The sequence below is a fragment of the Butyrivibrio sp. AC2005 genome, from assembly GCF_000424145.1.
Lineage (GTDB): Bacteria > Bacillota > Clostridia > Lachnospirales > Lachnospiraceae > Butyrivibrio.
The window spans coordinates 258,676-282,988 of record NZ_KE384138.1 but is presented as its reverse complement, the minus strand read 5'-3'; the positions used below and the strand labels follow the sequence as shown (position 1 = coordinate 282,988).

The 24,313-nt window shown below is 43.6% G+C and carries 19 protein-coding genes; all 19 read left to right on the top strand.

Features of this window, described 5'->3' with window-relative positions:
- The first annotated feature begins 75 nt into the window (after nucleotides 1-75).
- The 19 genes from pyrF to G602_RS0121200 all read left to right on the top strand — a co-directional run bounded on the left by pyrF (nucleotide 76) and on the right by G602_RS0121200 (nucleotide 24,311).
- The gene (gene pyrF, locus G602_RS0121300; RefSeq protein WP_026660840.1) at nucleotides 76-996 is read left to right on the top strand and encodes an orotidine-5'-phosphate decarboxylase; all 921 of its coding nucleotides are present in this window, start codon (nucleotides 76-78) and stop codon (nucleotides 994-996) included.
- 340 nt (nucleotides 997-1,336) lie between these two features.
- Nucleotides 1,337-2,029, top strand: a complete 693-nt coding sequence (gene pyrE, locus G602_RS0121295) for an orotate phosphoribosyltransferase (RefSeq protein WP_026660839.1) — start codon at nucleotides 1,337-1,339, stop codon at nucleotides 2,027-2,029.
- Between the two features lie 7 nt (nucleotides 2,030-2,036).
- Nucleotides 2,037-2,399: a DUF6142 family protein gene (locus G602_RS0121290; protein WP_026660838.1), complete on the top strand. Its 363-nt coding sequence runs from the start codon at nucleotides 2,037-2,039 to the stop codon at nucleotides 2,397-2,399.
- 9 nt (nucleotides 2,400-2,408) lie between these two features.
- Nucleotides 2,409-4,889, top strand: coding sequence for a hybrid sensor histidine kinase/response regulator (locus G602_RS0121285; protein ID WP_026660837.1), 2,481 nt, complete (start codon nucleotides 2,409-2,411; stop codon nucleotides 4,887-4,889).
- Nucleotides 4,886-7,570, top strand: a complete 2,685-nt coding sequence (locus G602_RS27875; protein ID WP_049945388.1) for a DegV family protein — start codon at nucleotides 4,886-4,888, stop codon at nucleotides 7,568-7,570. Before G602_RS0121285 ends, G602_RS27875 begins: the two co-directional genes overlap by 4 nt.
- Nucleotides 7,571-7,879: 309 nt before the next feature.
- Entirely contained in the window at nucleotides 7,880-8,383 is a 504-nt protein-coding gene (gene purE, locus G602_RS0121270; protein WP_026660835.1) for a 5-(carboxyamino)imidazole ribonucleotide mutase, read from the top strand.
- Nucleotides 8,384-8,511: 128 nt separating this feature from the next.
- Nucleotides 8,512-9,546: a phosphoribosylformylglycinamidine cyclo-ligase gene (purM, locus tag G602_RS0121265; RefSeq protein ID WP_044933214.1), complete on the top strand. Its 1,035-nt coding sequence runs from the start codon at nucleotides 8,512-8,514 to the stop codon at nucleotides 9,544-9,546.
- Nucleotides 9,540-10,184: a phosphoribosylglycinamide formyltransferase gene (gene purN, locus G602_RS0121260; RefSeq protein WP_026660833.1), complete on the top strand. Its 645-nt coding sequence runs from the start codon at nucleotides 9,540-9,542 to the stop codon at nucleotides 10,182-10,184. The genes purM and purN overlap by 7 nt, the downstream gene beginning before the upstream one ends.
- 145 nt (nucleotides 10,185-10,329) lie before the next feature.
- Nucleotides 10,330-11,604, top strand: a complete 1,275-nt coding sequence (gene purD / locus G602_RS0121250; RefSeq protein ID WP_026660832.1) for a phosphoribosylamine--glycine ligase — start codon at nucleotides 10,330-10,332, stop codon at nucleotides 11,602-11,604.
- 228 nt (nucleotides 11,605-11,832) lie between these two features.
- Nucleotides 11,833-13,263, top strand: a complete 1,431-nt coding sequence (locus G602_RS0121245; RefSeq protein ID WP_026660831.1) for an SH3 domain-containing protein — start codon at nucleotides 11,833-11,835, stop codon at nucleotides 13,261-13,263.
- Between the two features lie 232 nt (nucleotides 13,264-13,495).
- Entirely contained in the window at nucleotides 13,496-13,867 is a 372-nt protein-coding gene (locus G602_RS0121240; protein ID WP_026660830.1) for a GntR family transcriptional regulator, read from the top strand.
- A 49-nt stretch (nucleotides 13,868-13,916) separates the two neighbouring features.
- Entirely contained in the window at nucleotides 13,917-16,484 is a 2,568-nt protein-coding gene (locus G602_RS0121235) for an ATP-dependent Clp protease ATP-binding subunit (RefSeq protein ID WP_026660829.1), read from the top strand.
- Nucleotides 16,485-16,673: 189 nt separating this feature from the next.
- Complete coding sequence (locus G602_RS0121230) at nucleotides 16,674-17,081, top strand: hypothetical protein (protein ID WP_026660827.1); 408 nt, start codon at nucleotides 16,674-16,676, stop codon at nucleotides 17,079-17,081.
- 668 nt (nucleotides 17,082-17,749) lie between these two features.
- Nucleotides 17,750-19,159, top strand: coding sequence for a DNA repair protein RadA (gene radA, locus G602_RS0121225; protein ID WP_026660826.1), 1,410 nt, complete (start codon nucleotides 17,750-17,752; stop codon nucleotides 19,157-19,159).
- Nucleotides 19,160-19,346: 187 nt separating this feature from the next.
- Nucleotides 19,347-20,585: an ABC transporter substrate-binding protein gene (locus G602_RS0121220; protein ID WP_442855926.1), complete on the top strand. Its 1,239-nt coding sequence runs from the start codon at nucleotides 19,347-19,349 to the stop codon at nucleotides 20,583-20,585.
- 270 nt (nucleotides 20,586-20,855) lie between these two features.
- Complete coding sequence (locus G602_RS0121215; RefSeq protein WP_026660824.1) at nucleotides 20,856-21,740, top strand: branched-chain amino acid ABC transporter permease; 885 nt, start codon at nucleotides 20,856-20,858, stop codon at nucleotides 21,738-21,740.
- A gap of 57 nt (nucleotides 21,741-21,797) precedes the next feature.
- Nucleotides 21,798-22,850, top strand: coding sequence for a branched-chain amino acid ABC transporter permease (locus G602_RS0121210; RefSeq protein ID WP_026660823.1), 1,053 nt, complete (start codon nucleotides 21,798-21,800; stop codon nucleotides 22,848-22,850).
- Nucleotides 22,837-23,595, top strand: a complete 759-nt coding sequence (locus tag G602_RS0121205; RefSeq protein ID WP_026660822.1) for an ABC transporter ATP-binding protein — start codon at nucleotides 22,837-22,839, stop codon at nucleotides 23,593-23,595. Before G602_RS0121210 ends, G602_RS0121205 begins: the two co-directional genes overlap by 14 nt.
- A gap of 5 nt (nucleotides 23,596-23,600) precedes the next feature.
- Entirely contained in the window at nucleotides 23,601-24,311 is a 711-nt protein-coding gene (locus G602_RS0121200) for an ABC transporter ATP-binding protein (protein WP_026660821.1), read from the top strand.
- Nucleotides 24,312-24,313 lie beyond the last annotated feature (2 nt).

Sequence of the window (24,313 nt, the reverse complement as noted above, 5' to 3'; positions counted from 1 at the left end):
CAATCTTAACTTACATATAAAAATCATGTATACTATCGTGGAATGTAACTGAATATTTTTCACAAGGAGAACCCCATGATAAAAAGATTGATTGACGGAATCAAAAAGACAGAAGCACCTATTGTTGTAGGTCTTGATCCTAAGACCGATTTCATTCCTAAAAGGATCCTTGATAAGGCCTTTTCAGAGTACGGGCAGACAGCCGAGGCTGTGGCTTGGAGCTTTTTCGAATTCAATAAGGAAATAGTTGATCATATCTATGACCTTGTTCCTGCAGTTAAGCCTCAGGTTGCAATGTACGAGCAGTATGGACTGCCGGGCCTTATTGCTTACAAGAAGACCATAGATTATTGTCATGAAAAGGGACTCCTTGTTATCGCTGATGTGAAAAGGGGAGACATAGGCTCAACCTCAGAGTCCTATGCAGTTGCTCATCTCGGAGCATCCAAGGTTGGCGATACACTTGTAAAAGGCTTTGATGCAGACTTTGCAACAGTCAATCCATATCTTGGCTCAGATGGAGTAAAGCCCTTCATAAATGTATGTAATGAATTTGACAAGGGAATATTCGTCCTTGTAAAAACTTCAAATCCCAGCAGTGGTGAGCTTCAGGATAAGATCGCAGATGGTAAGCCACTCTATGAGACAGTAGGAGAGCTGGTTGAAACCTGGGGACAGGAATCAATGGACGGATCCTACAGTAATGTCGGTGCGGTAGTAGGAGCCACCTATCCTGAGATGGGTAAGGTACTTCGTGATATCATGCCCCACGCATTTATCCTTGTTCCCGGCTACGGAGCACAGGGTGGTAAGGGCTCTGACCTGGTTCATTTCTTTGACAAGGACGGACTCGGAGCAATTGTTAATTCCTCAAGAGGAATAATAGCCGCATGGAAAAATGAAAAATTCGCGGATCCTTCAAAGGAACTCCTCGGAGAAGCAGCAAGAGCAGCAGTTCTTGATATGAAGGAAGACATCGCAGGCGCGCTCAGATAAAATATGAATAATATCATCCGAAATCTTTTTCTTAAGGGGCAAGAACAATATAATGCCTTTCCCAAAAGGGTAAGAACAATATAATGCCTTTCCCAAAAGGGGTAAGAACAATATAATGCCTTTCCCAAAAGGGGTAAGAACAATATAATGCCTTCCCCAAAAGGGGTAAGAACAATATAATGCCTTTCCCAAAAGGGGTAAGAACAATATAATGCCTTCCCCAAAAGGGGTAAGAACAATATAATGCCTTTCCCAAAGGGGTAAGAACAATATAATGCCTTCCCCCTCTGGGGGAAGGTGCCCGAAGGGCGGATGAGGGGAACAAAGGAGAATATCTACAATGGAAAGATACAAAGAAGAATTTATTGAATTCATGGTGGACAGCAATGTCCTTAAATTCGGAGACTTCACTTTAAAGAGTGGACGTAAATCGCCGTTTTTCATGAATGCCGGAGCATATGTTACAGGCGCTCAGCTTAAGAAGCTCGGCGAATACTACGCAAGAGCAATTCATGACACCTTCGGACTTGAGTTCGATGTGTTATTTGGACCTGCATATAAGGGAATACCCCTTACTGTTGCAACAACAATCGCTATCAGCGAGCTTTACGGAAGAGAGATCCGCTACTGCTCAAACAGAAAAGAGATAAAGGATCATGGTGATAAGGGTATCCTTCTCGGCACAAAGCTTAGAGACGGCGACAGAGTCATGATCATCGAGGATGTCACAACCTCCGGTAAATCCATCGAGGAGACAGTTCCAATCATCAGAGAGCAGGCGGATGCAGATATAGTAGGCCTTATGGTTTCACTCAACAGACAGGAGAAGGGCCTTGAGACAGATATGAGTGCCCTTGACGAGATTCGTGAGAGATACGGATTTGAGGCAGGTGCTATTGTAACAATGCAGGAGGTTGTTGAGCATCTTTATGGTAAGACCTTTGATGGCGAGGTCATTATCGACAAGAATATCAAGAAAGCCATCGATGAGTACTACAAGGAGTATGGCGCAGGCGGAGCTTCTGCGAACTGACTGATATATGGAGGAGAGAAAAAAGAGGAGAAAACTGAATATAAAGTTTCCTGGCCGGGGGCACGGCAGATACGTGTTTACTGACAAGAAACATCCTGAGAAAGGAGTTCTTTCGGCGGCACTGGGACTTATTTCGGTAGTCACCATTATATATGCTGTTTTTCTAAGCTATAAAAATGGCGGAGAGGCTGAAGGTAAGTACGCCGTGGCAGTTATGATCTGCCTGGTGTACTCCATAGCGGGTCTTGTACTTGGAATAATGTCCAGGATGGAAAAGGATATATTTAGGCTATTTCCGACTTTGGGGATAATACTCAATGTGCTTTCGCTCATATGGGTAGGGTTGCTATTGTACTTTTCATTTTTATGAGGTGCAGCTATGGACAGAGGCAGGCGGAATGAGGAAATGCGAAAAAGTATACAGATAGTGATACTTGTGTGCTATTCGCTGTATTCGCTTGGGCTTATTGTTGTCTCAATTATTGAAAAATGGGAGTTGTGGGCGATTCCGATTATTGTAATCGGAACCGTTACCTCCTGGAGTATTTATATATCCGGACAGTTTGTCTTCAGGTTCCGGGTCTTCGTTTATGCGGGCTTTATCTCGCTCGCGGTGTTCTATTACGGATCCCATGTTGAACAGTTTAATAATGCGGCGCTAATATTTGTACTTGCGATGATGCTTTTTTCTCTTACTGAGGAAAAGCCTGTTCTTCGCATATTTTTTATGGCATATGCGATGCTTCTGGGGTATCACCTCATTATGATACTGACAAATATTGAGCAGAGAGGTCAGTTTAATGTGGGAACCATTATACTGGACTGTATGGCAGTAACAATTGCTGACAGAGTTGCGAGCTATATCTGCGAAATGTTCGCTGTTTCCAAGAGTATGGCTGATGAATTGGAAGAAGAGATGGCTGAGATGAAGGAAAAATCAGAGGATTTCATGGCCAACATCTCACATGAACTGCGTACACCAATCAACGTGGTAACAGGTCTTTCGGGACTTCTTTTAAACAGTGAAAAGGAAGAAAAAAAGAAGGCCGATCTAAGTGCCATTCAGGGTGCAGGTCGCAGACTTTTCAGCAGGATCGAAGATATTCTTGACTATACTGAGATAGATACGGGCTCCCTTGTTTTGTCGGAGGATGAATATCGCATATCCTCAGTGGTTAATGATATTTCAACCGAGTTCAGACTCCAGAAGGAGGGCGCACCTGAGATAATCATAGATATGGATGCAAATATTCCTGCGCGAATGGTAGGAGATTCCGCAAGAATAAAAAGGATAATAAGGCATCTTATGGTCAATGCCGTCAAGTTTACGGATGGCAATGGCTGTGTTAATCTTCATGTTTTTGCCAGAAAAAAGGAATATGGCGTAAACCTGTGCATAGAGGTTACGGATACCGGAATCGGTATGACTGATGAGGAGAGAAAAAGGGTTATAGAAGGACTCTATCAGATTGATTCCGGAAGAAGCAGAAGGGTAGAGGGAATCGGTCTCGGACTTTCCATAGTATATGGTTTTACTAAAAAAATGGGAGGTTTTGCAAGAATCGAGAGCGAGCTGAAAAATGGAACCAAAGTAACAGTCAGTGTTCCACAGAAGGTAATCGATGAAAAGCCAAGTGTAGTAGTAGATCACCCCGAAAAGCTGGAGATAGCCTGCTATCTCAGAAACGACAAGTATAAGAGCCCTGCTGTAAGAGAATATTATACAACAATGATAATGCATATTCTTAAGGGACTCTCTGTTCCAATCCACAGAGTAGTTGAATTCGACGAGCTTAAGAGATTGTGCGCTAAGAGTCAGATTACGCATATTATCATAGCTGAGGAAGAATACCTTGAGAATACAGAATACTATGAGAATGTTAAGTCGGAGATTTCTGTAATTGCTACAGTATCACCGGGCTTTAGAATACCTGAAAACAGCAATGTTACCTATATCAGAAAGCCCATTTTCAGCCATTCCATTGTTAATGCGGTTAACAGAAAAATGGCTGTATGGGAGTTTGATCCTGAGACAAGCGGTAAAAAGCTTGTATTTAAGAATGTAAATACTCTCATTGTTGATGATGAGGAAATGAACCTTATAGTTGCAAAGGGGATTCTGGCAGGCTATGGAATGGATGCAGATCTTGCCCATAGCGGAATGGAAGCTGTTACTCTCTGCGAGAAAAAGAAGTATGACATTGTTTTCATGGATCATATGATGCCTGATGTTGACGGTGTGGAGGCGATGAAGCTCATAAGACAAAATGCAGGCTCCGATGACCGCACTGCGATAATTGCATTTACTGCAAATGCGGTTAGTGGTGTCAGGGAAATGTTCATGAAGGAAGGCTTTGATGAATTCCTTGCAAAGCCCATCGAACTGTCAGAGCTTGAAAGAGTTCTGAAAAAGCTGCTGCCTTCAACCATGTGGGAATATGTGACAGTCAAGGAGGAAGTTGACGAAGCAAGTGCATTAAGTGGCTATAACGGTACAGATATGCCCATGAATTTTGGAATGCTCAATCAGCAAAACGGCGTGAGAATATGCCGCGGAAGCAATGAATTTTATGCTGAGATGCTCTTTGAATTTGACAGAGAGGCGGACGGAATTATCTCAGAGCTTCAGGGGCTTTACGATGCAAGAGACTGGGATAACTACAGGATAAAGCTTGAGGGGCTTAAGCTCTCATCAAGAATAATAGGTGCAAATGATCTTTCCAGGAAGGCAGGCGAGATAGAGAGGGCTGCCGAAGAAAAATGGGAAGCTTTTGTTGTTGCAAATCACGATGACCTGAAACGACAAATTGATGCCGTAAGATCGGATATTATGCGGCTTTACGGAGGTAGTGCATCATGATTTTTAAGCGCTTGTTCAACGTGGCATACGATAGGAACAAAACCCTTCAGGAAAAGATGTTTGCCGTCATTCCTGTAATAGGGCTTCTTACCATGTTTTTGCTCATTTTTATAGGAATACTGGTTGGTGATGATATTATAAATATCTTTATTATATCTGTCTTTCTTGTAATCTTTTCGGGCATTGTAATGTTCTCCATAAAAAAGAGAAAGGTACAGCTTGGAGCGACGATAATAGCATCCATACTTGTGCTTTTCATTCTTCCTGTGGCTTTTATTCTTGGTGGCGGAATCTATGGCGGATCACCGATCTGGTTTGTATTTGGATTTACCTTTATCGGAATGACGGTGGAGGGACTAAGGAAATATGTTCTTCTTGTAATCGGCGGAATAATGACAGCCGTTTCATATTATTGTTCCTATACCTTTCCAAATTTTGTAACGCAGCATACTGTTGAGGCTGCGCATTTTGACTCGCTTACAAGTGTGTTGCTTGTCAGCGCATTGATGACGGTCATGATTCTTTTTCAGAATCAGATATACAAATCTGAGAATAAGCTGATTGAGCAGCAGAAGGAAGAGATTCAGGAGCTTGGACAGGCGAAGAGCAGATTCTTTTCAAGCGTAAGTCATGAGATCAGAACTCCCATTGACACCATACTGGGCTTCAATGAGATGATCCTCAGGAATGCGACTACTGATGAGATTGCAGAGAATGCAAGTAATATAAAAAGTGCAAGCAAAATTCTTCTGTCGCTTATGAATGACGTTCTTGATATGAGTAAGCTTGAGTCCGGGAAGATGGAAATCGTTCCTGCGGAGTATGATGTGGCGCTGCTTTTGTCGGAGACGGTTAATCTGATATGGGGAGAGGCCTCACGAAAAGGTCTGGCTTTTCATGTTGATATTGATAAAACAATTCCAAAGAGACTTCTTGGTGACGATGTAAGAATAGAGCAGATACTTATGAATCTCATAGGTAATGCTATCAAGTATACAAGTGAGGGTAGTGTAAAACTTACAGTTAAGTGGAAACCTCTCAGTAATAGCCAGATATCGCTGTCTTTTTCCATAGAAGATACCGGAATGGGTATTAAGAGGGACAGCATGCCATACCTGTTCGATGAGTTCAAGAGAGTAAATGTTGAGGAGACAAAAGGAATAAGCGGCACCGGTCTCGGACTTGCGATTGTAAAACAGCTGACTGATGCCATGAATGGCGAGATACAGGTAAACAGTATTTATACAAAGGGTTCTGCCTTTACGGTTACTATTCCGCAGGAGGTTGTTAATCCTGATCCTGTTGGAGAGCTTGCGCTTGAAACTCTTAAAAAACGTGAGGCAACACAGTTCTACAGACAGAGCTTTGAAGCTCCGTCATGCAGGGTTCTCATTGTTGATGACAATGTTATGAACAGAATTGTGACTGCCAAGCTCTTAAGGGATACCAAGATGGTCATCGATCAGGCAGAGAGCGGTGCAGAATGTCTGTCCAGATGTGCTGATGTGGAATATGACTGCATTTTCATGGACTACGAGATGCCTGAAATGGATGGTATAGAGACGCTCAGACAGCTCCGTTCCCAGGTGGGTGGTATGTGCCGTGAGACTCCTGTCATAGTTATTACCGCATATTCATCAGCTGATGACCAGGCGAAGTACAGGGTAGCCGGTTTTGATGGATATCTGCTTAAGCCTGTTTCCGGAGAGATGCTTGAAAACACGTTACTTCGTGTTCTTCCTGCAGACAAGGTCAGAAGAATCACTCCTATGTACATTAATCCCGAGGATGACAAGCTTATGTCGGATAAGGAGAGACTGCCTATTCTCATTACGACGGAGAGTGCCTGCGATATACCAAAGGAGATGCTTGAAAAGCTCAGAATTCCTACAATTCCGCTTTATATAAAAACCAAGACCGGAGTTTTCCTGGATGGCGTTGAGGTAGAGACAGAGGGAATATTAAAGTACATGAGCGAAGGCGGTTCCGAAGATCTTGCGGCGGATATTCCGTCAGTTCAGGAGTATGAGGATTTCTTTGCTGCGCATTTATCTGATGCTGAGAACATCATTCATATCAGTATGTCGGGAAGAGCGGGTGGTGCTTACCATGTGGCAAGGGAGGCAGCAGCTTCCTTTGATAAGGTCACTGTAATTGACTCCGAGAGCCTCTCCAGCGGCATTGGCATACTTGTCCTTCAGGCAATAAGACTTTGTCAGGAGGGCAGAAATGTTCAGGAATGTATAGCGGAGCTCAACGTGATCAAAAAGCGCGTACATACCAGCTTCCTTGTTGATAATATTGATTATCTGATACGTATGGGAAGAATTAAAAGAAGAGTGGGTGGCTTTAGCAGAGTATTCATGCTGAAACCGGCCATACTTTTCAGGGATGGAAGAGGAACTCTTGGAAGGATGATGGTGGGGCCTGCCCAGAAGTGCAGAAAAAATTATGTGGATGATCAGCTTACACGCTTTGCACCAATCGACAGGAAGCTTCTGTTCCTGACGCATACGGATCTGTCGGTTGCCGAACTTGAGGAAATCAAGAGGTGGATCGCTAACATAATGGTTTTTGATGAGATAATCGTCCAGAAGGAATCTGCATCCATGGCTGCTATACATGGCAGCGGTGCTTTCGGACTGTTATATATGCTCGGGGATAGTGAAGCGCATGGGTAAATTTTATTAAAATTGCTTATTGGATTGTTAATGGAAACTATGATATATTCTTTTCTGGTGGTAGTGGTTTCCCTTGTATTAGGGAAAGGGGCAGCCTATGAGTATGACAGAGATATTCACGATGGGTATTTTTCTGGTAGAGCTTATAGGACTTGTCTATACTATAAGCAGAAAGTAATCAAAAACCGCTCCTGCCTGCGATAGTAGTGAGCGGTTTTTAATCGTTAATTACTAACAAGGGTTCTGCTATCACCCTTTGATACTTCTATTATATCAAGTTTTGCTGTTTTATCAAGTTCGGAGGAAAATATGGCACAGGTTGGAATTGTTATGGGCTCTGACTCGGATATGCCGGTCATGGCCAAAGCAGCTGGAATACTTGACGAGCTCGGTATTTCTTACGAGATGAACATTATTTCAGCACATCGTGAACCCGAGGAGTTCTTTAACTATGCGAAGAGCGCCGAGGACAAAGGTTTCAAAGTTATCATTGCCGGAGCAGGAATGGCAGCACATCTTCCTGGTATGTGCGCCGCTATTTTCCCAATGCCTGTTATCGGAATTCCCATGCATACAACTTCATTAGGCGGTAGAGATTCGCTCTACAGTATTGTACAGATGCCTACAGGTATTCCTGTTGCGACTGTTGCTATAAACGGAGGAGCTAACGCAGGACTTCTTGCAGCAAAGATTCTTGCTACAAGTGATGCACAGCTTTTATCCAAGCTTAAGGATTATTCCAAAGGCCTGAAGGAAGCCGTTATCAAAAAGGACGAGCATCTTCAGGAAGTTGGTTATCAAAATTACAAATAAAAATGCAAGAACCCTTAGAAGCCTTCCCCGTGGGGGCGCACGACGTCCGGGGGACGTCGGTTTTGCGCGGACCGAAGCGGAGCGAAGACAGGTGGCACGAAGTGCCGGATGAGGGGATGGAGGAAAACATGGCAGAGCTTAACTACAAAAACGCAGGTGTCGATATCGAAGCGGGCTACAAGTCAGTGGAGATGATCAAGGGATATGTAAAGGAGACCATGAGACCTGAGGTCCTTGGTGGTCTTGGAGGGTTTTCTGGAGCCTTTTCCCTTGCAAATATTAAGAATATGAAGGATCCGGTGCTTTTGTCCGGAACTGACGGAGTAGGAACAAAGATTAAACTGGCTTTCCTTTTGGATAAGCATGACACCATCGGAATTGACGCCGTTGCAATGTGTGTAAACGACGTAATCTGCGCAGGTGGTGAGCCTCTTTTCTTCCTTGATTACATAGCTTGCGGCAAGAACTATCCTGAGAAAATTGCTGCAATTGTTAAGGGTGTTGCTGAGGGTTGCAAGCAGTCAGAGTGTGCTCTTATCGGTGGTGAGACTGCTGAGCATCCCGGACTTATGCCTGAGGATGAGTATGATGTGGCAGGCTTTGCAGTAGGTGTCGTCGACAGAGAGGATATGATCGACGGAAGCACAATAAAGGCCGGCGATACACTTATCGGCGTAGGCTCCAGCGGTGTTCATTCAAACGGCTTTTCACTTGTAAGAAAAGTATTCGACATGACAAAAGAGAGCCTTGAGAAGTACTATGACGAACTCGGATGCACACTTGGAGAGGCACTTCTTGAGCCCACAAGAATTTATGTAAAGATGCTTAAAAGCATTAAAAATGCAGGCGTCAAGGTTAAGGGCTGCAGTCACATCACAGGCGGCGGTTTTTATGAAAACATTCCGAGAATGCTTCCCGATGGTGTGAAGGCTGTAATTAAGAAGGACAGCTATGAAGCTCCCGCTATTTTCGCACTCATGAAAAAGACTGGTAATCTTGATGAAAAGATGATGTTCAATACCTTTAACTGTGGTCTTGGAATGGTTATAGCTGTGGATCCTGCAGATGCTGATAAGACTCTTGAAGCAATCAAGGCTTCAGGTGAGAAGGCGTGGATTGTAGGTTCCGTAGAAGCAGGTGACAAGGGAGTGGAGATATGCTAAACATTGCAGTCCTTGTTTCCGGAGGTGGAACAAATCTTCAGGCCATAATAGATGCTGTGGAAAACGGCACTATTACCAATACTAAAATAGGAATGGTCTTTTCAAATAACCGCAATGCCTATGCTCTTGAGAGAGCGAAGAAGCATGGGATAAAGACAGAGGTTCTTGTTCCAAAGGAATTTGAAAACCGCGATGCTTTTAATGAAGCTTTTTATAACCTCTTAGTGACCGAGAATCCCGATCTTATTGTTCTTGCCGGCTGCCTTGTGGTAATTCCGGAGAAGATTGTAAAGGCTTTTTCGGGAAGGATAATAAACATCCATCCTTCGCTTATACCGTCCTTTTGCGGAACAGGCTATTACGGACTTAAGGTTCATGAAAAGGTGCTTGAGCGCGGTGTGAGAGTGTCCGGAGCGACAGTTCATTTTGTTGATGAGGGTACTGACACAGGACCGATTATTTTTCAGAAACCCGTGATGATTCGTCCTGATGATACTGCAAAATCGCTTCAGCAGCGCATCATGGAGCAGGCTGAATGGAAGCTACTACCCAAGGCCATCGATCTCATCGCAAATAATAAGGTAAAGGTGGTTGACGGTAAGGTTGTGATAGAAGACTACGACCCGGATACTATCTGAATAAATCGTGAAATGAATAAGAAAAGTGCTGATAGATGAGTGAGGCGCTGAGATTATATATGCAAATTTTGAACGATTATGCGGAAGCAACGAGAGAAAAATTTGCATATATTATCGAGGCGCCGGACTATATTAGGAGGATGAAATGAACGTACTTATAGTTGGTGGCGGCGGCCGTGAGCACGCCATAGCAGAAGCAGTTTCCAGAAGCAAGCACCTGGATAAATTATACTGTGCGCCCGGTAATGCCGGAATCGCAGAGCTTGCTGAATGTGTTCCGATTTCCCCGATGGAATTTGATAAACTGGTCGCATTTGCTAAGGAAAAGCAGATTGATCTCACAATAGTCGGAATGGACGATCCACTTGTTGGCGGCATAGTTGATGCATTTGAGGCCGAGGGACTTAAGGTATTCGGACCTAGGAAAAACGCAGCTATACTTGAAGGAAGTAAGGCCTTTTCCAAGGACCTTATGAAAAAATACAACATACCTACAGCTGCCTATGAGACCTTTGATGATCCCAAGGAAGCGCTTGAATATCTTGAGACAGCAAAGTTCCCCATCGTGCTTAAGGCTGACGGACTTGCTCTCGGGAAGGGCGTTCTTATCTGCGAAACAAAGGCAGATGCTGAAGCAGGTGTGCGCGAAATCATGGAGACCAAGAAGTTTGGGGATGCAGGAAACCGCATGGTTATCGAGGAATTCATGACAGGGCGCGAGGTATCGGTTCTTTCATTCGTTGACGGAAAAACAATTAAGCTTATGAGCTCTGCTCAGGACCATAAGAGAGCAGGAGACGGTGATACAGGTCTGAATACAGGCGGAATGGGCAACTTTTCACCAAGCCCCTTCTATACTGAAGAGGTAGATAAGTTCTGTAAGGAGCACATCTATCAGAAGACAGTTGATGCCATGAGATCAGAGGGCAGAGAGTTCAAGGGAGTAATTTTCTTCGGACTGATGCTCACAGAGGATGGCCCTAAGGTTCTTGAGTACAATGCAAGATTTGGAGATCCTGAGGCACAGGTTGTGCTTCCAAGACTACAGACCGACATGATTGAAGTTTGCGAGGCAGTAATAGACGGAACTCTGGATAAGCTTGACCTTCAATTTGAAGATAAGGCAGCAGTCTGCGTGGTTCTTGCATCCGACGGCTATCCCGTAAGCTATGAAAAGGGCAAGGAAATAACAGGACTTGAGAACTTTAAGGGCAAGGATGGTTACTATTGCTTCCATGCCGGAACGAAGTTCGACGAGAATGGCAAGGTTGTTACAAACGGAGGCCGTGTCCTTGGAATTACCGCTAAGGGAGATACGCTTGCCGAGGCTCGAAAGAAGGCTTACGAAGCAACAGAATGGGTTTCCTTCGAGAATAAATACATGCGCCATGACATAGGAAAAGCGATTGATGAAGCGTAAGCTTTAAACAAAAATACATAATAAGGCCGGTTCTCGTTTGGGAGCCGGTTTTTACTTATCATGATTATGACATTTGAATTTTTACAAAAATATTACATTTAAGCTGTAAATATAGTGGTTATATGCTATAATGACACCAAATGTTGTTAATAATGTGTGTATAGCGATACTCATTCATTATATTATGCTTTTTAAATATCATCGCTGCACATACCGGAGGTAGAACACATGATAAACAAGAAATACGGGCGCAAGGCCATATATGCTGCATCAGTAATTACTGCAGGTGCTTTGGTTTTTGGCCAGCCCATAATGGCTCTTGCTGCTACAGGAACCGTAACATCTTCAAATGTAAAGGTCAGATCAGAGGCAAGCACATCTTCTCAGCAGGTATCAAGCCTGGATTCAGGAGATACGGTTGATATCATAGATGAGACAACTGATGCACAGGGCTATGTATGGTACAGAATTTATGTAAACGGCCAGGAATACGGCTATGTAAGAAGTGATCTGATTTCTAAGTCAGGAGAGACTAAGAGTACTGATGCCGGAACAAGTAATGCTGCACAGCCTGAGACACAGGTAACTGCTGTTGAAGAACAGGCTGCAACAGTAACGGTTGCAAGTGCAAATGTAAGATCAGGAGCAGGAACCGGATACAGCACAGTTGGTACTGTAAAAAGTGGTGAGGGTGTTACCGTAACCGGTGAAGCTACAGGAACAGATAGTAAACAGTGGTATCAGATAAAGTTTGGTGACAGCGGCAGAACAGGCTTTGTTCGCGCAGATCTTCTTCAGATGGGCGCTCCTGCACCTGCACAGACAGATGATCCCCAGACAGACGGAGAGATGGCTCCGTCAGAGGGTGAGCAACCTGCAGAAGGAGCTGAGGGCGGTGAAGCTGTAGAAGGAGAGCAGCCTGCAGAGGGTGAGCAGCCTACAGAACAGCCTGCAGTTGACACTTCAGTAGTAGGCAACGGCGAGTTCTCACTTGCGTATAAGGATGACGGAACAGGTACAGAGACATGGTACCTTTACGATAATGTTGAGAGTACACAGGTTAAGCTTAACGATCTTCTCGACTATGCTAAGACAGGCCAGCAGGCTACTGCCCTTGAGGGTCAGGTTAAAAAGCTTCGCGGTGCACTTATCGGAATGGGCATTGTTATTTTGGTTCTGGTACTTGCAGTACTTCTTCTTGTTTACAAGCTTCGTGATTATATGTACTACGAGGATGACGAAGAGGAGTCCAATTCAAAGAAAAACAAGTATGAGGAGCTTCCGCCTCAGAAACCGGCCAGAAAGTTCTTTGACAGAGATAAGGTTGATGATGAGCCCAAGTCAGCAGGCAGAGTTGTTGCAGACAGCAAAAAGCCCGCTGCTTCTTCCGCAGTAAGAAGGGGAGCACCCATGGGAACAGCTGCATCTCTTCTTTCTGATGATAAGCCTTCAAGAAGACCTGTTTCAGATTCAAGAGCTGAGAGGGCTGAAAGAGTAGAGAGACCTGAGAGACCGGCTCCTTCCAGAGACAGAAGTGAGAGCAGAGTTGTTGAACCCAAGCCGGCACAGCCTGCAACACGTAAATCACGTAATTTCTTAATCGACGATGAGGACTTTGAATTCGAGTTCCTTGATTTAGACAATGATGATAAGAATTAATATTTAAACCATAAAGTAAATTTTATTTAGCCCAGGATGTGGGTATCATAGATTTGCAGTTCTCGGACGAGGAGATGGTTTTCAAAATTTAATAAAACATGGATATCGACTGTTTCGAACAACGAGAGAGGAGATATCCATGTTTTTTATTTTAGAAAACCACATAGCTTTTTTTATTGACATGAGAGTCTCCTTTGTTATACTAGATGTATCACAGGAAAGGAGACTGTTCATGGTAATTGAAATTGATTTTAACAGTGATGAAGCCCTGTATGTTCAGCTGTGTAATCAGATCATAATGGGCATAGCAACGTCTCAGTTCCGGGAGGGTGAACAGCTTCCAAGTGTACGACAGCTTGCAGACATGATTGGCATTAACATGCATACAGTCAACAAGGCTTATTCCATTTTACAGAGGGAAGGCTTTGTCAAGATAGACAGACGGCGTGGTGCCATAATAGCCATTGACTTAAATAAGCTGGAAGCACTTGAGGAGGCCCAGGATATGCTCAGTGTGGTTCTTGCCAGGGCCATGTGTAAGGGCGTGACCAAGGATGAGATACACGAGATGGTAGACAGAATCTACGGCAGCTATGGAATGTGAGAATGACTAATATCCGGGACTTGACTGTGAGAGTCAGAAAGGAGTTTGCTTGAGCAAAGAATATACTGAGAAAGCGCAGGAAGCGCTTAAGCTTGCAAGAAAAACCGCAAGAACACTTAAACTTAATTATGTTGGTACGGAGCATCTGCTTATGGGACTCATAAGGACAGAGGGCTGCGTGGCTTCAAGAATACTTATTGATAACGGAATCAATGAAGACAAGATGATGGATGTCATCAGAGACCTTATTGTTGAGGGTGGTAATATTACACTCCTTGATAAGGAAGGTTTTTCTCCCCGTGCGGAGAGCGTACTTGATGAGGCTGACAGGCAGGCATCAAGATTTCGTGCTGACAAGATCGGTACGGAGCACATTCTTCTTGCGCTTATTAAGGAGGGTGAGAATGTTGCCGTTCGTCTGATTGGCACCATGAATGTTTCAATTCAGAAGATTTATGCTGAGACACTTTCAGCCATGGGAGAGGATGCAAGTCTGGTAAAAGAGGATCTTGGAAGAAAGAACAATGCCAAGAAAAAAGCATCCATGCTTGACCAGTACAGTCGCGATCTTACAGCCCTTGCTGCTGATAATAAGCTCGATCCCATAATTGGCAGAGACAATGAAATTCAGCGTGTTATACAGATCCTTAGCCGCAGAACCAAGAATAATCCCTGCCTTATCGGTGAGCCCGGTGTAGGTAAGACAGCAGTAGTGGAGGGGCTTGCCCAGAGAATCGTGTCAGGTGATGTTCCTTTTACTGTGCAGAATAAGAGACTGCTTACACTTGACTTATCAGGAATGATTGCGGGTTCCAAGTACAGAGGTGAATTTGAGGAGCGTATAAAAAGAGTTATCCGTGAAGTTATTGATGACGGAAATATTATCCTTTTCGTGGATGAGATGCACACACTTATCGGTGCCGGTGGTGCTGAAGGTGCAATAGACGCTTCAAATATTTTAAAGCCTTCTCTTGCAAGAGGCGAGATTCAGATGATAGGTGCTACAACCATAACTGAGTACCGCAAGTATGTCGAGAAGGATGCAGCTCTTGAGAGACGTTTCCAGCCTGTAAGTGTAGAGGAACCTGACAGGGACGAGACACTTGCTATTATGAATGGAATCGTCGGAAAATACGAAGAGCATCATCATGTGCAGATTACACCTGAGGCTATTCAGGCAGCTGTTGACCTCAGTAGTCGTTATATAAATGACAGAAATCTTCCCGATAAGGCCATTGACCTTATTGATGAAGCTTCATCAGCTGTAAGGCTGAGACTTACAGGATCATCATCTGCACTTCGTGACATGGAGCAGGAGATCAGAGAGATGGACTCTCAGGTTGAAGAGCTCCTTGCAAAGGAGGACTTTGCAGGCGCAGGACAGGTACACCGTGAGCAGGAAGCACTTATCAAAAAGTACAACCGCAAGAAGGCTGCAGAGGATAAGAAGGAAAAGAACGCAGACTATATTGTTACTGAAAATGACATTGCGGAAGTAGTTGCGATGTGGACCAAGATACCTGTTAAGAAGATTGCCGAGAAGGAATCCGAGAGACTTCTTAAGCTCGAGAAAATCCTTCACCAGAGAGTTATCGGGCAGGAGGATGCAGTAGTTGCTGTATCAAAGGCAATAAGAAGAGGCCGCGTAGGTCTGCAGGATCCAAACAGACCCATCGGGTCATTCCTTTTCCTCGGACCCACAGGTGTTGGTAAGACAGAGCTTTCAAAGGCACTTGCAGAGGCTATGTTCGGTGATGAGAATGCCCTTATAAGAGTTGACATGTCCGAGTATATGGAAGGACATTCAGTATCCAAGATGATCGGTTCACCTCCGGGTTATGTTGGATATGATGAGGGCGGGCAGCTTTCAGAGAAGGTAAGAAGACATCCGTATTCAGTCATTCTCTTTGATGAGATTGAGAAAGCACACCCTGATATTTTCAATGTGCTCCTGCAGGTTCTTGATGATGGTCATATCACTGATGCCAAGGGACGTAAGGTCAGCTTCAAGAATACGATTCTTATCATGACTTCAAACGTCGGTGCTCAGCGAATCATCGAGCCCAAGAAGCTTGGTTTTGATACAGCTTCCGATGAAAAGAAGGATTATGAGCACATGAAGAGCGGCGTTATGGAAGAGGTTAAACGACTTTTCAAACCAGAATTCATAAACCGTATCGATGAGATTATGGTATTCCATCCTCTCAATGAGAAGGAAATGATGGAGATTGTGGCGCTTCTTAGTAAGAATCTCAGTAAGAGATGCAAGGAGCAGCTTGGCATCGATCTCGTGATGTCACAGCCGGTTAAGCAGTATCTTGTTAAGAAATACTCGGATGCTAAGATGGGTGCCAGACCTCTTAAGAGAGCAATCCAGTCAGTTATTGAGGATGCTATGGCTGAGGAGCTTCTTAAGGGTAATATCAAGCGCGACAGCAAGGTTACTATTGGACTTAAGGACGATAAGATTGTCTTTTCGCAAAAAGGTGATAAGGGCGAAGTATCAAAGTCATCCGGTAGTAAGTCTTCAGGAAAAAAGGCACCTGCAAAGAAAGCATCTGCTAAAAAGTCTACAACAAAGAAAACTACCGCAGGTAAAACGGGTACAAAAAAATAATCATATTTTTATAAATGCTGACTAAGACTTAAAATGCGGATATTTGCAAAAATGTCGCCAAAGGCTCTTAAGGATTCATAAATTTTTAATAAAATTATAGTGGTATATGCTTTATAATTAAGTGAGAAAACATTCTATTATTTACTGTCACAGAGTATTCTGTGCAGTGCCTAAAACAGGAGGTAGAAAATGGCTGTCGTAGAACAGTTACTAAGGGCGGAATCTGATGGGACAATTAGCTTTGGCAATTATGAGTTACCTGCTAAACAGAAGCTTGATGACTTCAAGCACGAAGGTAATGTTTTGAAGGTAAAGACCTTTAAGGACATTACAAAGCTTGAGCAGAACGAGATGTTCCTTTACGAATCTGTTCCGGGGACAACGGTCACTCACTTTAAGGAGAGTGAAGGAGGCGTAGCATTTGAGGTTGAAGGACCCGGCGACGCACAGATTACAGTCGGACTTGAGGAAAATACAGGTTATCACATCCTCGTGGATGGTAAGAATATTGGTCCGATGCAGACAGGAGTAGGAGGCAAACTTAGCTTCAGTGTTCCACTTGGTACAGCTCCATCAAAAGTAGAAATTCATAAATAAATATCGTGTTAGATTAAGAGGGCTGTATTTACAGCCCTTTTTGCTGTGTATTATGTTTACATGGCAGTTACCCTGTGTGCGACAAAACAAGATAAAATCAGGGCATTTACTGTAATGGGAAAGCCCTGAAAACAACAAATCATGCTGGATTCAGGGTAGTTGTTGTGAGGGTCTACCCTGAATACAACAAAACAAGATAAAATCAGGGTAATAGCTGTATAGTGATAACCCTGAAAACAACAAAATGTGCTGGATTCAGGGTAGTTGTTGTGAGGGTCTACCCTGGATACAACAAAATAAGATAATATCAGGGTACTAGCTGTACAGTGATAACCCTGAAAATAACAAAATATGCTGATTTCAGGGTAGTTGTTGTACAAGCCTGCCCTGCATACAACAAAATAAGAAAGAATCAGGGTAATAGTTGTACTGTGATTACCCAGAAAACAACAAATCTCGATGATATCAGGGCATTAGTTGTAACGCGCCATATTATATAAAAAAGTACATATATCATCGCATAAATACTGTGGTATCATTTATAGAAAATGTATCAACTTGAAATGGATTTTTCAGATTGAGAATATTTCTATAGGCACAACTTATTATGTGAAGCCTTTTTTAAGAAAATTAAAATTATGAATTTAAGAAGAGGAAAACAATAACTAATGGCAACAAAAATTAAGACAGTATTCTTTTGTCAGAGTTGTGGATATGAATCTGCGAAGTGGATGGGACAATGCCCGGGATGTAAGGAGTGGAACAGCTTTGTGGAGGAGACAATAAAACCCTCGATTACCGGAAAATCAGGAAAAGGTGCAGGGGGAAGAGGAATTGGTGGAAGTGGTTATGGCTCTGCGGGAGATGGTCAGAACAAGCCCATGAAGCTCTCAGAAATCACATTAAATGAGGAAGACAGATTTGATACTCATATTGGAGAGTTAAACCGGGTACTGGGTGGTGGTCTTGTAAAAGGTTCTCTTACACTTGTCGGAGGAGATCCGGGAATAGGTAAATCAACGCTTCTCCTTCAGACAGCAAGACTTCTGGCATCAGACCATAGAAAGGTTCTCTACATATCAGGTGAGGAATCACTTCAGCAGATTAAGCTTCGTGCCAACAGAATAGGTGAGTTTACGGACGACATGACGCTTTTGTGTGAGACAGACCTTGGAACTATAGAAGAGGTCATAAGGCGTGACGCTCCTGAAGTTGTGATTATTGATTCAATTCAGACCATGTTTAACGAGAATGTAAGCTCTGCCCCCGGAAGCGTATCCCAGGTAAGAGAGTCCACAGCAGTTCTGATGCGTATTGCGAAGCAGCTTGGAATCTCGGTTTTTATAGTGGGACATGTTACGAAGGAAGGAACTGTGGCAGGACCAAGGGTTCTCGAGCACATGGTTGATACTGTACTGTACTTTGAGGGAGACAGACATGCTTCCTACAGAATACTCAGAGCGGTGAAAAACCGTTTTGGATCCACAAATGAGATCGGAGTATTTGAGATGAGGCAGGAGGGACTTGCTGAAGTTGAGAATCCTTCCGAATTCATGCTTGAGGGAAAGCCTGAGAATGCCAGTGGATCAGTGGTTACCTGTTCAATAGAAGGAACAAGACCAATCCTTATAGAGATACAGGCGCTTGTCAGTCATACCAACTTTAACTTCCCAAGGCGGCAGGCCAATGGAACTGACTACAACAGAGTAAATCTATTGATGGCAGTTCTTGAAAAGCGAGTGGGACTAGAGCTTTCGTCCTACGATTGCTACATAAACCTTGCAGGTGGAATGAAGCTTATAGAACCTGCGCTTGACCTGTCCATGTGCATGGCGATAGTTTCAAGCTTCCGCAACAGGCCTATACCTGATGACGTCATTGCCTTTGGCGAGGTTGGGCTTTCCGGTGAAGTACGCTCGGTTACAATGCCGGATGTCAGGGTATCTGAGGCTGCCAGGCTTGGCTTTAAGACCTGTCTTGTTCCCAAGTCAGCTGAGGCTAAGCTGAAGAGTTCTTTTAAAGATATAAAAATAATAGGTGTTTCCTCAATTCAGGAAGCGGTGAATATGATAAGATAACTCAGTCAACTATCCGGTGTGCGAAATCTGAGTAAAATAATTACAAGGCATCAGAGAATATTTATTGGTTGACATAATCACTTCATTACTGTAAAGTTTTAAATAACTACATTGTATACACGTATTTTCTGTTTATACAATGCGAATAAGAAACGCGAGAGCGTGATTATTACGAGGAGGACAAAAAATTATGAAGAGATTCAAAAGCGTAGTAAGTGTAATGGCAGCATCAGCAATGCTTCTTGGCACTATCGCTGGTTGTGGTGGAAATGCAGCAGGTGGTAATGCAGGTGGTAATGCAGGCGGAGATGCAGGAGCGGAGACATCTACTGAGGCTCAGGGCGGATCAGAGAGCGCAGGCGGTGTATTCAAGATCGGTGCCATCGGACCCCTTACAGGCGGTGCAGCAGCTTACGGTAACGCAGTATGTAACGCGGCAGAGCTTGCGGTTGAAGAAGTAAATGCAGCAGGCGGTATCAATGGTTACAAGGTTGAGTACAGCAAGGAAGACGACGAGCTCAACGCTGAGAAGTCAGTTAATGCTTACAACACACTTAAGGATTGGGGTATGCAGATTCTTGTTGGTTCAACAACCAGTGCCTGCTCAATCGCAGTTTCAGAGTATACAAAAGAGGACAACATGTTCCAGATCACACCTTCAGGTTCTGCTGAGGACTGTGTAAAATATGACAATGTTTTCCGTGTATGCTTCTCAGATCCTAACCAGGGTATTGCATCAGCTCAGTACATCAATGATCACAACCTTGCTACAAAGGTTGGTATCATCTATGACAGCTCAGATGTATACTCAAGCGGTATTTATCAGAAGTTCGTTGAAGAGTCAAACGGTAAGAACTACGAAGTAGTTTCAGCTGAGGCTTTCACAGCAGATAACAACACAGATTTCTCAGTACAGCTTCAGAAGGCTAAGGATGCAGGTGCTGACCTCGTATTCCTTCCTATCTACTACAAGGATGCTTCACTTATCCTTACACAGGCTGACACAATGGGTTACAAGCCCGTATTCTTCGGTGTAGATGGTATGGACGGTATCCTTACAGTTGAGAACTTCGACACATCTCTTGCTGAGGGACTTATGCTCCTTACACCTTTTGCAGCAGATGCAACAGATGATCTTACAGTTAACTTCGTTAAGAATTATCAGGAAAAATACGGTGAGGTTCCGAACCAGTTCGCAGCAGATGCTTATGATGCAGTTTTCATCATCAAGCAGGCACTCGAAGCTAAGGGAGCAACACCTGACATGAGCACAAGCGACCTCTGCGAAGCTCTTAAGGGCGCTATGACAGAGATTGAGGCTTCAGGTCTTACATCAGCTAAGATGACATGGGAAGCTAACGGCGAGCCCAACAAAGAGCCTAAGGCTGTCGTAATCAAGGATGGTGCTTACGTAACTGCAGACTGAGAACACTTGGTGAGGTTTTGTCGAACCTAGTGTGAACGTCGTTCTGGCGAGCGAAGCGATGTGCAGATCACCTAACGAGGTATTATCGAGTTTGGTGAGATGTCATACAGAGTAGAGCAGAACTTCCTTGTGAAAAAGAATATTATTTCATGGACTATCGGCGAGGGATGCTGAAAATTCGGCACCCCTCGCAGTTTTTTAACTACAACACAAAGTTTTGTTGTAAAATATTTATAGAATTTGAATTTAGTTTTTTTTGGAGGAACTTGTATGAGCTTTTTAACCTACCTGATCAATGGCCTGAGCCTTGGTAGTATCTACGCTATCATCGCACTTGGCTATACAATGGTCTATGGAATCGCTAAAATGCTGAACTTTGCACATGGTGATTTCATCATGGTTGGCTGCTATGTTATTTTCACCATCTGCTCCACACTGAGCGGTAATACAATAGTGGGAATAATAATGGCAATTATTCTCTGCACCCTGCTTGGTATCACAACTGAGAAGGTTGCCTACAGACCACTTAGGGGAGCGGCATCACCGCTGGCAGTTCTTATTACTGCAATCGGTGTCAGCTATTTTCTTGAAAATCTTGCACTTCTTATATTTGGTGCAGATATCAAATCATTTTCCTCTGTAATTAAATGGAGCGGCTTATCCTTCGCAGATGGAGCCCTCAAGATCCAGGGAGTTACAATTGTAACTATCGCTGTCAGTGTTGTAATTCTTATAGTTTTACAGCTTTTCATTCATAAGACAAAGGAAGGTCAGGCTATGCTTGCGGTTGCAGAGGACAGAGGTGCTGCAACTCTTATGGGCATCAATGTAAACAGAACAATAACCCTTACCTTTGCAATAGGATCTGCACTTGCAGCAGTTGCGGGAGCGCTTCTCTGCTCAGCATATCCTTCACTTTCACCTTATACAGGAGCAATGCCCGGAATTAAAGCATTCGTGGCAGCGGTTCTCGGCGGAATAGGTTCAATACCCGGAGCCATGATCGGCGGCCTCGTTCTGGGGATTATTGAAATTCTCAGTAAGACCTATATTTCATCACAGCTTTCCGATGCAATCGTATTTGGAATTCTTGTAATAGTATTGCTCGTGAAGCCTACCGGAATTTTAGGTAAAAAGATACAGATCAAAGTTTGATCGAAGTTCATTAAAAAGGTGTCAAATAGTTTATGAAAGGTCGATTTGAGGCTATATATGAAAAATAAGAAAATTCAAGACCAGCTTATCACCTACGGAATTGTGATAGCGGCTTATATCATAATGGAAATACTTATAAAAACCGGCAACCTTTCAAGTCATATGAAAGGTCTTCTGGTACCAATGACTTATTATGCGGTTATTGCGGTTGCACTTAATCTCTGTGTCGGAATACTTGGTGAGCTTAGTATCGGACACTGCGGTTTTATGTGTATCGGAGCATTTTTCAGTGCCTTCTTTTCAAAGGTTACTGAAAATATTCTTCCCACTGCACCCAGATTTTTCCTGGCATTTGTAATAGGAATTGCTTTTGCGGCACTGTTTGGATTTCTCATTGGTGTTCCGGTTTTGAGATTGAACGGTGACTATCTTGCAATCGTTACACTTGCTTTTGGTGAGATTATTAAAAATGTAATAAATGCCATCTATCTGGGCATCGATTCAAAGGGAATACATATGTCACTTAAGAGCTCAATGGATTTAAATCTTGAGCCCGGAGGTGAGATTATCATAAACGGAGCCATGGGAATTACAGGAACACCTCATGATTCCAATTTCACAATTGCTGTTGTGGTTCTGCTTCTTTCACTTTTTGTAGTACTGAATCTTATAAATTCAAGGGATGGCCGTGCAATCATGGCTGTCAGAGATAACAGCATTGCGGCTGAGTCAACGGGAATAAATGTCACAGGATATAAAATGATGGCGTTTACAATTTCCGCTGCAATTGCAGGAGCTGCAGGTGTACTTTTTTCACACAACATCACATCACTTACAGCGGCTTCACAGTATTTCGGATACAATGCGTCAATTATGATTCTTGTTTATGTTGTACTTGGCGGAATCGGAAACATCAGAGGCTCAGTTATCGCAGCGGTTATTCTTTATATGCTGCCTGAGCTTCTTAGAGGACTGAATAACTACCGTATGCTCATTTATGCAGTTGTTCTTATAGTAATGATGATCTTTAACTGGTCACCCGGGGTAATTGATACCCGCAAGAAACTTTTGGCGAGATTCAGGAAAGGAGGAAGCCATGGCACTACTTGAAGTAAATAACCTTAGCATCGCATTTGGCGGACTCCGTGCTGTAGACGATTTTAGCATCAATATTGAAAAGGGAGAGCTCTACGGACTAATAGGCCCCAACGGAGCAGGAAAAACAACAGTTTTCAATCTTCTCACAGGTGTTTATAAGCCTAATGAAGGGAGAATTAAACTCGATGGTGTGGATATCACCAGAGACAATACAATAAAAATCAATCATGCCGGAATAGCAAGAACCTTCCAGAACATCCGTCTTTTTCATCAACTGCCGGTAATAGACAATGTAAAGGTAGGACTCACGGAACGATTCCGATACAGCGCACTTGAAGGAATTCTTCATGTTGGAAGATATAAGAGCGTGGAAAAGCAGATAGATGAAGAAGCTATGAAGCTCCTTAAGGTTTTTGATCTAGATGGAGAGCGCGATGTTCTTGCAAGCAATCTTCCATACGGAAAACAGAGAAAGCTTGAGATAGCAAGAGCGATGGCGACATCACCAAAGCTCCTTCTTCTCGACGAGCCTGCAGCAGGTATGAACCCCAACGAGACAGCAGAGCTCATGGATACTATTGCGCTTGTCCGTAAGGAATTTGATATGACAATTCTTCTTATTGAGCATGACATGAAGCTGGTATCCGGTATTTGTGAAAAATTGACGGTGCTTAATTTCGGAAGAGTTTTAAAACAGGGCGAGACTAAGGAAGTACTCGCAGATCCGGAAGTTATAAAGGCATATCTGGGAGAATAAAAAATATGGCATTACTTGACGTACAAAACTTAAGCGTGAACTACGGCGTTATCAAAGCCCTTAAGGGCATTTCCTTTCACGTAGACAAGGGAGAAATCGTAGCCCTTATCGGTGCAAACGGCGCCGGCAAAACCACAACACTTCATACCCTTTCAGGACTTCTTAAGCCTGAGAGCGGAACAATTACATATAAAGACCAGAACCTGGTAACCACACCGGGACACAAAATCGTATCTCTGGGAATGGCACATGTTCCTGAAGGACGAAGAGTTTTTAAGGATATGACAGTTCTGCAGAACCTCAAGATGGGAGCCTACACAAGAAAAGATACAGCTGAATTCCAGTCAACTCTTGAGATGGTATATAAGAGATTCCCCAGACTTGAGGAGAGAAAGGAGCAGCTGTCCGGAACACTTTCCGGCGGTGAGCAGCAGATGCTTGCCATGGGACGAGCACTCATGTCGCATCCCGATATTATACTTATGGACGAACCTTCAATGGGATTATCACCCATTTTTGTTAACGAGATTTTCAGCATCATCGAGGATGTTAACAAGGACGGAGTTACTGTCCTTCTGGTTGAACAGAACGCCCGCAAGGCGCTCACCATCGCAGACAGAGCCTACGTCCTTGAGACAGGAAGTATCGTAAAGGAAGGCAACGCAAACGACCTCCTGAACGACGAATCGATCAGAAAAGCATATCTGGGGGAATAACG

Coding starts and splice junctions, on each gene's coding strand:
- purE (WP_026660835.1), top strand. CDS start 7,880: ATGGCACAGGTTGGAATTGTTATGGGCTCTGACTCGGATATGCCGGTC.
- purD (WP_026660832.1), top strand. CDS start 10,330: ATGAACGTACTTATAGTTGGTGGCGGCGGCCGTGAGCACGCCATAGCA.
- pyrE (WP_026660839.1), top strand. CDS start 1,337: ATGGAAAGATACAAAGAAGAATTTATTGAATTCATGGTGGACAGCAAT.
- G602_RS0121285 (WP_026660837.1), top strand. CDS start 2,409: ATGGACAGAGGCAGGCGGAATGAGGAAATGCGAAAAAGTATACAGATA.
- G602_RS0121205 (WP_026660822.1), top strand. CDS start 22,837: ATGGCACTACTTGAAGTAAATAACCTTAGCATCGCATTTGGCGGACTC.
- pyrF (WP_026660840.1), top strand. CDS start 76: ATGATAAAAAGATTGATTGACGGAATCAAAAAGACAGAAGCACCTATT.
- G602_RS0121230 (WP_026660827.1), top strand. CDS start 16,674: ATGGCTGTCGTAGAACAGTTACTAAGGGCGGAATCTGATGGGACAATT.
- G602_RS0121215 (WP_026660824.1), top strand. CDS start 20,856: ATGAGCTTTTTAACCTACCTGATCAATGGCCTGAGCCTTGGTAGTATC.
- G602_RS0121210 (WP_026660823.1), top strand. CDS start 21,798: ATGAAAAATAAGAAAATTCAAGACCAGCTTATCACCTACGGAATTGTG.
- radA (WP_026660826.1), top strand. CDS start 17,750: ATGGCAACAAAAATTAAGACAGTATTCTTTTGTCAGAGTTGTGGATAT.
- G602_RS0121240 (WP_026660830.1), top strand. CDS start 13,496: ATGGTAATTGAAATTGATTTTAACAGTGATGAAGCCCTGTATGTTCAG.
- G602_RS0121245 (WP_026660831.1), top strand. CDS start 11,833: ATGATAAACAAGAAATACGGGCGCAAGGCCATATATGCTGCATCAGTA.
- purN (WP_026660833.1), top strand. CDS start 9,540: ATGCTAAACATTGCAGTCCTTGTTTCCGGAGGTGGAACAAATCTTCAG.
- G602_RS27875 (WP_049945388.1), top strand. CDS start 4,886: ATGATTTTTAAGCGCTTGTTCAACGTGGCATACGATAGGAACAAAACC.
- G602_RS0121200 (WP_026660821.1), top strand. CDS start 23,601: ATGGCATTACTTGACGTACAAAACTTAAGCGTGAACTACGGCGTTATC.
- G602_RS0121290 (WP_026660838.1), top strand. CDS start 2,037: ATGGAGGAGAGAAAAAAGAGGAGAAAACTGAATATAAAGTTTCCTGGC.
- purM (WP_044933214.1), top strand. CDS start 8,512: ATGGCAGAGCTTAACTACAAAAACGCAGGTGTCGATATCGAAGCGGGC.